This window comes from Kaistia geumhonensis (assembly GCF_030815145.1).
GTDB lineage: Bacteria > Pseudomonadota > Alphaproteobacteria > Rhizobiales > Kaistiaceae > Kaistia > Kaistia geumhonensis.
The window spans coordinates 3,141,448-3,153,199 of the sequence record NZ_JAUSWJ010000001.1; the positions used below are offsets into that span (position 1 = coordinate 3,141,448).

The 11,752-nt window shown below is 69.3% G+C and carries 11 protein-coding genes; 5 read left to right on the forward strand and 6 right to left on the reverse strand.

Annotation, left to right across the window (positions count from 1 at the left end):
- The first annotated feature begins 235 nt into the window (after nt 1-235).
- Together QO015_RS14880 and QO015_RS14885 are read left to right on the forward strand one after the other, a co-directional pair.
- Nucleotides 236-1,051: an AraC family transcriptional regulator gene (locus QO015_RS14880; RefSeq protein WP_266278492.1), complete on the forward strand. Its 816-nt coding sequence runs from the start codon at nt 236-238 to the stop codon at nt 1,049-1,051.
- A gap of 20 nt (nt 1,052-1,071) precedes the next feature.
- Complete coding sequence (locus QO015_RS14885; RefSeq protein ID WP_266278491.1) at nt 1,072-1,569, forward strand: hypothetical protein; 498 nt, start codon at nt 1,072-1,074, stop codon at nt 1,567-1,569.
- Nucleotides 1,570-1,738: 169 nt separating this feature from the next.
- Here the strand turns inward: QO015_RS14885 and QO015_RS14890 are convergent, their stop codons facing one another.
- From QO015_RS14890 to QO015_RS14900, 3 genes are all read right to left on the reverse strand, one after another.
- The gene (locus QO015_RS14890; protein ID WP_266278490.1) at nt 1,739-3,370 is read right to left on the reverse strand and encodes a Na+/H+ antiporter; all 1,632 of its coding nucleotides are present in this window, start codon (nt 3,368-3,370) and stop codon (nt 1,739-1,741) included.
- A 36-nt stretch (nt 3,371-3,406) separates the two neighbouring features.
- A complete protein-coding gene (locus QO015_RS14895) occupies nt 3,407-4,567 on the reverse strand; it encodes an NAD-dependent formate dehydrogenase (RefSeq protein WP_266278489.1) in 1,161 nt (386 codons plus the stop codon).
- Nucleotides 4,568-4,843: 276 nt separating this feature from the next.
- A complete protein-coding gene (locus QO015_RS14900) occupies nt 4,844-5,977 on the reverse strand; it encodes a cupin domain-containing protein (protein ID WP_266278488.1) in 1,134 nt (377 codons plus the stop codon).
- 416 nt (nt 5,978-6,393) lie between these two features.
- On the opposite strand from QO015_RS14900, the gene QO015_RS14905 reads away from it, so the two are divergent.
- Nucleotides 6,394-7,125, forward strand: a complete 732-nt coding sequence (locus QO015_RS14905) for a YoaK family protein (protein ID WP_266282329.1) — start codon at nt 6,394-6,396, stop codon at nt 7,123-7,125.
- Between the two features lie 92 nt (nt 7,126-7,217).
- On the opposite strand, the gene QO015_RS14910 is transcribed toward QO015_RS14905, so the two are convergent.
- The 3 genes from QO015_RS14910 to QO015_RS14920 are packed head-to-tail and all read right to left on the reverse strand — an operon-like array spanning nt 7,218 to nt 10,387.
- Nucleotides 7,218-8,162 carry an efflux RND transporter periplasmic adaptor subunit gene (locus QO015_RS14910; RefSeq protein ID WP_266278487.1) on the reverse strand — a complete coding sequence of 315 codons (945 nt, stop codon included), beginning with the start codon at nt 8,160-8,162 and terminating at the stop codon, nt 7,218-7,220.
- Nucleotides 8,159-8,365 (reverse strand): DUF1656 domain-containing protein, encoded by a 207-nt coding sequence (locus QO015_RS14915; RefSeq protein WP_266278486.1) that lies wholly within the window; start codon nt 8,363-8,365, stop codon nt 8,159-8,161. Before QO015_RS14915 ends, QO015_RS14910 begins: the two co-directional genes overlap by 4 nt.
- Before the next feature lie 12 nt (nt 8,366-8,377).
- Nucleotides 8,378-10,387, reverse strand: a complete 2,010-nt coding sequence (locus QO015_RS14920; protein WP_266278485.1) for an FUSC family protein — start codon at nt 10,385-10,387, stop codon at nt 8,378-8,380.
- A gap of 293 nt (nt 10,388-10,680) precedes the next feature.
- Here QO015_RS14920 and QO015_RS14925 point away from each other — a divergent pair, with 293 nt between their 5' ends.
- Complete coding sequence (locus tag QO015_RS14925) at nt 10,681-11,199, forward strand: redoxin domain-containing protein (RefSeq protein ID WP_266278484.1); 519 nt, start codon at nt 10,681-10,683, stop codon at nt 11,197-11,199.
- Nucleotides 11,196-11,738: a DsbA family protein gene (locus tag QO015_RS14930; protein ID WP_266278483.1), complete on the forward strand. Its 543-nt coding sequence runs from the start codon at nt 11,196-11,198 to the stop codon at nt 11,736-11,738. The genes QO015_RS14925 and QO015_RS14930 overlap by 4 nt, the downstream gene beginning before the upstream one ends.
- The last annotated feature ends 14 nt before the right edge of the window (nt 11,739-11,752 follow it).

Consider the following 11,752-nt stretch of genomic DNA (forward strand, 5'->3'; position numbering starts at 1 on the left):
TGCTCGTAGAATGGGGCCCCGAACCGGACATTCCTAAACTCGCAATCGATCACGGCGCCGACCGCGACAAAGGTCCTCGAAGGACAGCGTCGCATGGCTGCCGCGAAGGTCGAACCCCGATCGTTTGCGAGGCACGAGCATGTTCCAGGCCCCCGTCCTTTCCGTAGGCATTCCCACCTCTTCCCCGATTCCGCCGTCGGCTTTCGGCGGCGGCCCCGCGAGCCGGACGACGTCGGTGCCGGGCTTCGTCCTCGGCCTCATCCTCGACGAGGCCGCCATCGCCATCTCCTTCCCGGCCGTCGAGACGGGCGCGCCCGGCGCGGGCGTCGAGCTCGTGGAAAGGGTCGAGTCCCTTCTTCCCGGCTCGCTCGACATCTTCAGCGTGCATTCGGCGAGCCTCGAGCTCGGGGCCTTCTTCGGGCGCCTGAGGGCCGGGCGTCTCCATGCCGGCTTCATGATCATTGACCTTCGCGGCACCGACGACGCCGGCCTCGCGCCGCTCGCGACGGCGCTGATCGCGGCGCTGCCCGACGATATGACCGGGGCGATGCTCTATGCCGACGCGATCGGCGCCAACATCGCCGCCCGAGAGGCGAAGGAAACACATGGCGCGTCCGGTCGCCGACGGTCCTGCGGCCTCCTCCCCAAATGGCGGCTGAAGCGCGTCATAGACTATATCGATGCCCATCTCGACGAGCCGATCACGCTCGCCGATCTCGGCGCCGCCGCCAAGCTGACGCGCATGCATTTCGCGGCCCAGTTCCGGGCGACGACCGGCCTCCGCCCGCACGAATATCTGCTGCGGCAGCGCGTCGAGCGGGCGAAGACTTTGCTTCTCGACGACGACTTCTCCATCGTTGAGGTCGCTCTGGCGGTCGGCTTCCAGACGCAGGCGCATTTCACCACCATCTTCGGCCGTTTCGTCGGCGAGACGCCCTATCAGTGGCGCCGCGCCCGCGCCTCCGAGCGGCGGTCCTCGGCGACGAGTTCGGCCTTCGCCCGCGTCAGCCGCAACCCTTCGGCAGCCGGCGTCCCGCTCGGCATGGCGTGAAGCGCCCCGACGATCATCTTGTGACGCCCATCATCGATGCGGCCGCGCCGGGAAACCAGCGCGGCCGCATCTGTCTTGATGCCGGCGATTCAAGCTCATCCCTGCGTATATCGGAAATGTTCAAACATATAAATCCGATGCACAGCCGGATAATTATCCGGAACCGCGAAATGAACGATCTTTCTTCCATCGACGACGCGCCGCGTGTCGATCAGGAACTGAAATCCAAGCAAGGGAATCGTATCATGAAGCAGGTTATCCTCATCGCCATGGCCGCGGTCATGGGAAGCGTCGTCGCCGCCATCGCCGCCCAGCAGACCGATGGCGTGGTCAAGTCCGTCAATGCCTCGACCGGCACCCTCGAGCTCCAGTCGGGCGAGAATTTCACCTTCAAGAACGGCACCGTGCTCTACGGCCTCGCCCCCGGCGATCGCGTCGGCGTCGCCCATGAGGGCAGCATCGGCATCGGCGCCTACAACCCGCATCCGGCCACCCAGGACGACATCGACATCGAGTGATGCACAGCCGAGGTTCTGGTGGAAGCACGGCGCCTCTCCGCGCTGCCACCGGAACCCACGGGCTTTTCGCCAGCCCCGGATCCGTCCGGCCGCCCCGCGGTCGTCCGGTCCCGGGCTCGCTGCTTTGAGGGCGGATGACCGGGCGCTGCGGCCAGGCGGCGACGCCGCTTCAGTAATCGAGGGCGGCCTCCTGCCCATCGAGCTCGCGCAGGAGCAGCCGTGCCGTCTCGTCGTCGATCAGGCGCTCGGCCACCATGGCGGCGACCTCCGCGCGCTCGGCATGGAGCGCAGCGATCCGCAGATCGCGCTCCGCGGCCTCGCGGCCATCGCCGGCTCCAGCGGCTCCGGCCGAGGCGCCGAGGCGATCGAGCCGCGCGCGATAGGAGGACAGGATCGTCGCCGATGCCTCGTCCCACGGCTGGCCCTCGCCATCCGCCCTGCCTCCGCGCTGCTCCGCCGCGTGTTCCACGGCGGCCATGGCCGCCGCCGCTGCGCGGAGCCGCGCCGCGCGCAACGTGTCGTCGTCGCCCTCGGTGGCTGCCGCGGCGATGCGGCGGGCGAGCAGCGGCAGGGCGATATTCGCGATGACGAGCGATGTCAGGATGACGCCGGCCGCCGCTGCGACCACGAGGTTCCGCGACGGGAAGGTGGCGCCGTCCGGCAGGACGATCGGCAGCGCCAGCGCGGCCGCGAGCGTCACGGCGCCGCGGACACCCGAGAAGGTCATGGCGAGGATCGTCAGGACGCGGACCCGCGTGCAGGCGCCCCGCAGTTGCCGGCGATCGTGCCAGAGCGCCATGGCCGTCACCCAGGCGAGGCGGATGAGCGTCAGCGCCGCCCAGGCGACGAGGGTGACGAGGACGAGGCGCCAGGCGCCGGCCAGTCCGTTCGCCGGCAAATCGGCGGCGGCTTGCGCGACGATGCGCGGCAACTGCTCGCCGAGCAGCACGAAGATGACGCCGTTCAGCGTGAATTCGAGCGTCTCCCAGAACGCCGCGCGCCGCAGCCGCGTGAGCGGCAGCGCCGTGCCGCCCAGTTCCCAGCGTCCCATCACCATGCCTGCCGCGACCGGGGCGAGGATCCCGGAGGCGCCGAGCGCGACCGCCGCGTGATAGGCGGCATAGGGCATGAGCAGGCTGATGAGGATCTGCGTCGCGGTGGTTTCGCCGAGACGGGCCGAAACCGCGTTCTTGACGCTGAGAAGGACCATGGCGACGCCCGTGCCGATCGCGAGCCCGCCGCCGCCGACCCAGGCGAGCTGCGCGAGAAGGGTCGGGCCCGTCGGCGCCATGGCTGAGCCGAGCAGCAGCACGAAATGCAGGCAGATGAGGGCCGATGCGTCGTTGAGCAGCGCCTCGCCCTCGACGATCCTCAGGATGCGCCGGGCGAGCGGCACGCCCCTGAGCAGCGCGATGCCGGCGATCGCGTCGGTGGGCGAGAGGACCGCCACCAGCGCGAGCGTCGCCACGAGCGGCAGTCCCGGCATGAGCGCGGCGAGCGCCGGCCCGACGCAGAGCACGGTGACGAGCACGAGCCCGATGGCGAGCGAGGCGATCGGCCCGGCGCGTTGCAGCAGCTCCCGGCCGGAAAACCGCCAGCCGTCGAGGAACAGGAGCGGCGGCAGGAACAGGACGAAAAACAGCTCGGGGTCGATGCGCACGGCATCGACCCCGAGGCGGCCCATCGCGGCGCCGAGTGCGATCTGGATGAGCGGCGTTGCCACCAGAGGCAGGAGCCGGCCGAGCCAGCTGCTCACCACGACGGCGACGACGAGCACGAGGACGAGGTCGAGCGTCGCCATAGCGATGGCCGGCTACTCGGCGGGGGGCCGCCGCTTTCAGGTCAGCTGGTAGGAGCGGGCTCCGGTGCCGGCCAGGTGGCCGCCATCGACGATGAGATATTCGGGACGGATCGGGCGGCCCTCGAAGAAGCACTCGAGGATCTCGAGCGTGCCGGCCGCATAGCGGGCCTGGGCCGAGAGCGAACTGCCCGACATATGCGGCGTCATGCCGTTGTTCGGCATCGTGCGCCACGGATGGTCGACGGGCGCTGGCTGGGGAAACCAGACATCGCCCGCATAGCCGGCGAGCTTGCCGCTGGCGAGCGCCCGCACCACGGCATCGCGGTCGCAGAGCTTGCCGCGCGCAGTGTTGATGAGATAGCTGCCGCGCTTCACATGCTCGAACATCCGGTCGTCGAACATGTTCTCGGTCGAGGGATAGAGCGGCGTCTGCAGGTTGATGACGTCGCAGGCGGCGACCAGTTCTTCCGGCGTCGCGTGGAAGGTCAGCCCGAGCTCCTGCTCGACCGCCTCGGGAAGGCGATGCTGGTCCATGTAGTGCAGCTTGACGTCGAAGGGCTTGAGGCGCCTCAGCACCGCGAGGCCGATGCGGCCGGCGGCGATCGTGCCGAAATGCATGCCCTCGAGATCGTAGCTGCGGCTGACGCAGTCGGCGATGTTCCAGCCGCCGTTGAAGGCGATCTGGTGCGCCGGCAGGTAGTTCCTGACGAGCGATAGCACCATCATCACGACATGCTCGGCGACGGAGATGCTGTTCGAATAGGTCTCCTCGGCGACGGTGATGCCGCGCGCGGCGGCGGCCTTCAGGTCGACATGGTCGGAGCCGATGCCCGCCGTGACCGCCAGCTTCAGCTTCTTCGCCTTGGCGATCCGCTCGGCCGAGAGATAGGCCGGCCAGAAGGGCTGCGAGATGACGATGTCCGCGTCGACGAGATGCCGGTCGAACGTCGAATCGGCGCCGTCCTTGTCGCTGGTCACGACGAGTTCGTGACCGTTCGCCTCGAGATAGGGGCGAAGGCCCAACTCACCGGAGACGCAGCCGACCAGTTCGCCGGGCTTGAAGCCGAGCGGGGATTTCGGCGTCGGCGTCGTTTGCCCGCCGGGATAGCTGGCGATGGTGGGGATCGTGTCGCGGGCATAGGCCGGCGGATAGCCGGTGACCGGGTCGGGGTAGAGGACGCAGAGAACCTTGGCCATGGCGGCGTTCCTTTCGGGGGAGCGGAAGGGGGCGCCCAGGATGCGGGGGGAGGAAGGGAGCCGTCGTCGCGGGGAATCCGGCGAAGGGGGCGTGACTTCGCAGGAGGGCTGGCGCCGGGGAGGACGGGGCCAGCGGAACGCGGACGACTTCGGGCATCCTGGGCGCTAGGGAAGTCTTTCAGGGGCGGGGCCGGGCGTCTTTCCGAAAGAGCGGCGTCCTTTCACGATCGCACGCTGTCATCGAAGATCGGCTCGGACCCGCGGCCGGGGCGGCCGTCAGCCCTTGACGACGGGCTGGCGCGTCGCGCGCAGCGAGCCGAGGAGCGGATCGCCGACGTCGAGATGGCCCTGGACGAGATGCTTCGGCGTCAGCGCCAGCCAGTTGTTGAGCGAGACGTCCTTGTACTCGCCGGTGTGGAAGACGTTCAGGACCCGCATCGGCTCGTCGCCGATGTTCTCGATGTAGTGGGCGAGCGTCTTCGGCACATAGCCGACATCGCCGGCGACGAAGTCGAAGGTGCGGGCATTGGCGACCGCGTCGAACACGGTCATGCGCGCCTTGCCGGTGACATAGTACTGGATCTCGTCGGCATCGGGATGCCAGTGGATCTCGCGCATGCCGCCCGGCTCGAGATCGATGAAGAGGGCGGCAAGATTGGTGACGCCGAAGGTCTTCTGGTCGATCACCTTGGTCGCCCCGCCCGGGAAGGGCGTCGCGGGGACCTCGGAGGCGCGGAAGACATACTTGTCCGTGAAGGTGACGGCCCCGAGCGCCTTGCGGACCTCGTCGAGCGGCGGGGGAACCGGCTGGCGGAAGATGTACTTCTCATGCGCCGGGGTGCCGTCGAAGGCCTCGGCCGGCACGCCGAAATTCTTGGCCAGAACTTCGCGCGGGGTATGGGCGAACAGCTCGGTCACGAGCAGCGTCTGGTTCTCGGAGAAATTGCCGTCGTTGAAGACGAGGACGAACTCCGTGCCTTCCTCGAGGCCCTGGATCGCATGCGGGAAGCCGGCCGGGGCGAGCCACAGATCGCCGGGGCCGAGATCCTCGATCAGCGTCTGGCGCTGGTCGTCGACGAGATAGAAGCGCACGCGGCCCTTGAGCACATAGGCCCACTCGGCCTCCTTGTGCCAGTGCAGCTCGCGCACGACGCCGGCCGGAAGGCGCATGTTGACCATCGCGAGTTCCTTCAGCGAGCCGAGCTCGCGCTGCGTCACCTCGCGGGCCCAGCCGCCGTCCTCGAGGCGGTTGTGCGCCATCGCGAAGGGGAATTTGAGGTTCGGGATGCCGCCATGGTCGGACAGCGGCGGGATCAGGATGTCCGGGTTCTGCGCCTCGACCTCGGGGTTGCGCGGCCCGACAATGTCCGCGCCCAGAGTGCCCACGATGGGCTGCTTCAGAATAGTCATCGCAAATCTCGCCTGTGTCATGAAATGAAGGGGAAGCAGATCGTCCGAGTTTTCAAGTACATCGGATGTCGATGCCGGATGACTGCTCCGTTTGCCCAGTCAAGATAGGCCGGATCGTCGGTCGCCCTCCAGTGAACCGCCATATAGGCGATGTATACGGAGGTATGCTCCCGGTCCGGATGTCGGGCCGCGAAGCCAACGCCCGTATGATGGCGCGGCGAGGCCCGGAGTGAGACCGTCGGCGAGGCACCGCGCCATCCGCTTCGCGAGCGCGCGTCAGCCCCCGCGTCCCGCCCTCCCCATCGCAATCGATCCGGTCGCCGGGGCGGCGTCCTTCCGTGGACAGCGGCGGTGCCACCCGAGCCAGGCGCGCCTCTCCCGCGTCCCCCCGACCCTCCAGAAGCGACGTGACCGACATGAACGCGAATACCCAGATACCGAGCCCGGCCGATGCCGGTGCCAGCCCCGTCGAGGCCGCCGCCCGGCCTCCCTCACCCCCCGCCGCCGCCCGATCGGAAGCGCGCTGGCCCTTCGCCTTCGCCCTGACCCTGACGGGCCTCGCAGGCTTTCTCGATGCCGCGGCCTTCGTGCGGTTCAACCACCTCTATGTCTCGTTCATGAGCGGCAACAGCACGCATCTCGGCATCGCGATCGCCGACTGGGCGGTGCCGGATCTCGTCGCCGTTCTCGGCGTCATCGCGGCATTCGTCGCCGGAGCCGCGGTCGGCACCGCCGTCGCCGACCATGTCGGCGCGCGGCTCATCGGCCGGGTGCTCGCGCTCGAGGCCGTGCTGTTCGCCGCCGCGCTCCTCGCGTCGCTGGCGTCGCTTTCGCTGCCCTGCGTGATGATCGTCGCGCTGACGATGGGCATCCAGAACGTGCTGCATCAGGCGGTGGGCGGCGTCGATGTCGGCAAGGGCTTCGTCACCGGCATGCTCTTCCGCTTCGGCCAGTCGATCGCGCGCATGGCGGAGGCGAAGCTGACATGGGGCACCGCCTCGACCTCGCTTCTGAACTGGCTCGCCTTTGTCGGCGGCGCGGCGCTCGGCACTCTCGCCATCGGCGCGCTCGATTTCACCGCCTGCCTCGTCGTCGCGCTGGCGCTGGTGCTTGCCATGCTGGTCGTGGTGCCGCTTCGCGGTCGCTAGCACCGCACACGCACAACGCCCCGGCCTGAGGTTCTGGCTTCAGGCCGGGGCGTTGTTGTTCCTGCCGGGTGCAAGGCGCCGAAGCCCCTCGATCAGGGCCGCGGCCTGTCTGGCTGGATGGAAACCGTCGCCGTCAGCCCCGCAACGAGCCTCACCGAGGGCGGCACGTCGTCGAGCACGACGCGGACCGGGACGCGCTGAGCGAGGCGCACCCATGTGAAGACCGGATTGACTGTCGCCAGACCGGAGCCGTCCGGTTCGGCATTGGCGACGGCGATGCCGCGGCCTATGCCGACGACATGCCCGCCGAGCGGCTCGGGATGCGCCATCAGCGAGACCCGCGCGCTGTCGCCGACTTCGATTCCGGAAAGCAGCGTCTCCTCGAAATAGCCGTCGACCCAGAAGCTGTCGCTGTCGACGACGGAGAGGGCGCGCTGGCCGCTGGTCGCATAATCGCCGGGCTGGGTGAGGAGATTGGTGATGTAGCCGTTCACCGGCGAGACGATCCGCGTGCGCTCGAGGTCGAGCTTCGCCTTGTCGCGCAACGCCGTCGCCTGCTGCAGCGTGGCGGCCGCCACCGCCGCCGATGCCGCGAAGCTCTGCTGTTCCTCCCTGGAGACGGCGAGCGAATTGAGCTGGGCCCGTCGCGCGGCCTCGATCGTCTTGTTGTCGAGGTCGGCCTGCGCCCCGGCGACGGCCGCTTCGGCATTGGCGAGCGCGATCTCGTAGTCGCTGGGGTCGATGACCATCAGCAGGTCGCCCTTGTGGACGAACTGGTCGGCCTTCACCGGCAGCTCGGTGATGCGTCCGGAGACCTGCGGCGTGACCGTCACGACATAGGCGCGCACCGTCCCGTCCCGCGTCCAGGGCGTCGTCATGTAGACTTGCCACATGCGCCAGCCGAGAGTGCCGGCGAGGCCGAGTGCGGCGAGCGTGACGAGAACGGCGAGGAGGGACCGAAGCCAGGGAAGAAGCCGGGACGCAAGGCCCCTTCCGCGCGGCACGGCGGGTTCCGCGACACTATCCGTCGTGGTCATGGATGCTCTCCGAAATGGATCACGATGAGTGAGAGGGTGATGACGTAGAGGCAGAGGTTGAACAGGCCCGGATGCCACATGCGGCCGAGCAACCTCACGCGCGCCGTGGCCATCGTGATCGGCGTGACGACCAGCCAGGCGGCGAACATCATCACGACGAAGGGCGAGATGAGGACGCCGAGAATATCGACCTCGGTGAACATGGCGCAGGCTCCTCAGGTCTGGGCGGATGGGACGGCGCCCGAAGCGAGCAGCCCGGGCTGGCCGTCGATGGCGTCGACGATCACGGCGATCTCGGCGGTGAGGTCGTTCGCATCGCGCATCGCGGCGAGCGCCTCGAAGTGGCCGCGCGCGCCCTGAAGATCGGCCGCCGCGAGCGCAGAGAGGCCCTCGCTCGCGAGGCGGCGGCGGTCGGGATCGAGCCGCGCCCGCTTCAGGCGGATCACGGCCTCGCCGACCGCGAGCAGCGAGAGCAGCGCGCCGGCATCGGCAAGGCTCGCCTGCGCGGGAATGGCCTCCAGACGCCGTTCCAGCCGCCGCGACCACGCGCTCGGCCGGCTCGCCGTCGGGCGCCGCATCTCGCGGCGCAATTCGCGCAGCGACCGCCCGATGAAGCGCCGCATGCGCAGCGTCGGGCCGGGGACGGGCAGCGCGGCGAAGAAGAGGACGCCGACGAGATTGCCGGCGATGATGGCGAGGCAGAGATTGAGATAGGCTGCGGCGTCGTAGCTCGGCGGGTTGCCGACGCCGAGCATGGGCAGCGCGCTGATCGACATGGCGAGGAAGACGATCGGGTGCCAGGTCCCGGCCTGCATGAAGCCGAGCGCCGCGAACAGCAGGAAGAGCACCACGAGGAGCGCCGGAAAGGTCGTGAGGGCAGGCAGCAGGCCGAAATAGAGCGCGCCGGCCACGACCGCCATCAGGCTCGTGCCGAGGGCGTTGTCCCAGGCGAGCGCCGGCGCCAGATCGTCGCGCGCCACGAAGATCAGCGTCGCGACGGCGGTGAAGACGATGGCGAAGCCGCCGTTGGACCAGCCGCTCGCGATGGCGAAGGCCGATACGGCGAGAACGGCGGCGAAGGCGCGGAATGCCGCCAGCAGCCCGAACAGCGGATCGTCGATCACGAGGCGCGGCCGCCGCGCGGGTTGCGGGTCCGCGCTCTGGCCGCGCAGCATCAGCAGCGCATCCGCCGCCAGCACGAGGAAGGTGGCAAGGTCGCGCGCCGCGCCCCGCAGCAGCGCGTCGATCGCCGCGCCGCCCTCCATCGCCCGAAGCTCAGCCAGCACATGGCGGCTCGCCGCGCGGATACCGGCCGGATCGCGGGCGACGCTTCCGGCGCCGAGCGGGGCCAGCAGCCGCCCGAGAGCCGCGCGCGTCGCGGCGGTGTCGTCGCCGGAGATCCTGCCGGGATGGTGGCCGATCGTGCGCCAGCTCACCAGCGAGGCGACCAGCGCCTCGCGCGCCGCATGCAGATTGCCGCGCCGCGCATGGCAGCGGGCCGAACCTGAGACGGCGGCGCCGATCGCCGCGTTGAGCGGCGCCAGCGAATGGACGATCTCGCGCCGGGCGGCGCGCATGGCGTCCGTCTCCGCTTCGCTCGCCATCGAGGCGACGAAGCCCGCCGCCATCTGGTCCGCGATGCGCGCCAGCAGGCCGGAGAGCTGGCGTCCGGCAAGACCGGGATCGGTGACCAGCATCACGAAGGTCGCGGCGCCGATGCCGATGCCGATCTCGCTGACGCGGATGAGGGAGAGGAAGAAGGCGTCGGTCGGATCGCTCAGCGTGTCGGTGAAGATGATCGTCGCCGTGATCCCGGCAAGCGCCGCCGCATAGGCGGCGAAGCCTTGCAGCGCGACCGCGGCGAAGCCGCAGAACCCGCAGAAGAGCGCCAGGCCGAGGATGAGCAGGTCACGCTGCTGCGCGAACAGCCCGAGCAGCGCCACCATGACCAGCGCGCCGGTCAGCGTGCCGATGATCCGGAAGCGCCCCTTCTGAAGCGAGGCGCCGAAGCTCGGCTGGCAGACGATGGCCGCCGTCGTTGCGGCCCAGAAGGAGTTCGGAAGCTCGAGAAAATAAGTGATCGAGAGCGTCAGGCAGACCGAGGTCGCGAGACGGAGGCCGAAGGAGAGGCGAGGGCCGAACCGGCCCTTCAGCCAGAGGATCGCCTGGAGCGGGCCGCGGGAGTCCCGGCCCGCCGCGAGGCCGAGGGGGGACGTCACGCTCATGCCGCGTCATCTCCGACACCGTGGGGGATGGCATGAGGCTAGGCATCGGGCCGGAAAGCGAAATCATACGCCGGTGGTGGCGGGTAGTACCTTGGTTTGCCTCCCGCGACGGGCGCGGCCGGACGCGCTGCGAGCGCCATTCCGCCAAACCTAAGTATGAGCGCCGCACGCCAAGGGTCGATTCACCTGCGCCGGCGGCAGGCAGACAATGGCCGCCATCAGTGCAGGAGCCGGCGTCGGCGGGATGGACCCATCCCCTCCCGCAGCGGCGTCGGCGGACGAGGAACGACATCATGGCAGAGCAGATGGCCCCGGCCCCAGGCGCGCACCTTCCGCCGGGCACGCGCGCCCCCGACTTCACGCTTCCCGCCACGCCCGACCAGCGGCTCTCGCTCGCCGAGATGCGCGGCCACCCGGTCATCCTCGCCTTCTATCCGGCCGACTGGAGCCCGGTCTGCGGCGACGAGGTCAGCCTCTTCAACGAGGTGCTGCCCGAGTTTCATCGCTTCGGGGCGCAACTCGTCGGCATCTCGACCGACGGCGTCTGGTGCCATGCCGCCTTCGCGGCCGAGCGCAAGCTGCATTTCCCGCTGCTCGCCGATTTCGAGCCGAAGGGCGAGGTCGCCCGGCGCTACGGCGTCTATCGCGCCGCCGAGGGCGTCGCCGATCGCGCGCTGTTCGTCATCGACGCCGAAGGCGTCATCCGCTGGTCCTATGTCTCGCCGCTCGGCATCAATCCCGGCGCCGACGGCATCCTCGAGGCGCTGGAACAGCTTTCCCCGCAAACCCATGCCGAAGGAGCCGCAGCATGACCCATGGCATTCCCCCGATCGCCGCCGACGATCACGTCCTCGGGCCGTCCGATGCGCCGGTCACGCTGGTCGAATATGGCGATTACCAGTGCCCCTATTGCGGCGAGGCCTATCCGATCCTGAAGGCCGTTCAGCAGGAGATGGGAAGCCGGCTTCGCTTCGTCTTCCGTAATTTTCCGCTGGTCGACATGCATGTCCATGCGCGCCGCGCCGCCCAGCTCGCGGAAGCCGCCGCCGATGCGGGCGTCTTCTGGCCGGCGCATGACATGCTGTTCGAGAACCAGGATGCGCTCGACGACCGCAGCCTCGCCCACTATGGCGACCGGCTCGGCCTCGACCGCGCCGCGCTCGTCTCCGCCTTCGCCGGGCGCTACGACGACAAGATCGAGCGCGACTTCATCGGCGGTATCCGGGGCGGCGTGAACGGCACCCCGAGCCTCTTCATCAACGGTCTTCGCTACGAAGGCCCGCGCGATGTCGAGAGCATCGTCGCGGCGCTGCGCGACAGCGCGGGGCGCGTCGCCCAGCCGGCCCTTTGACCTTATCCCGATCC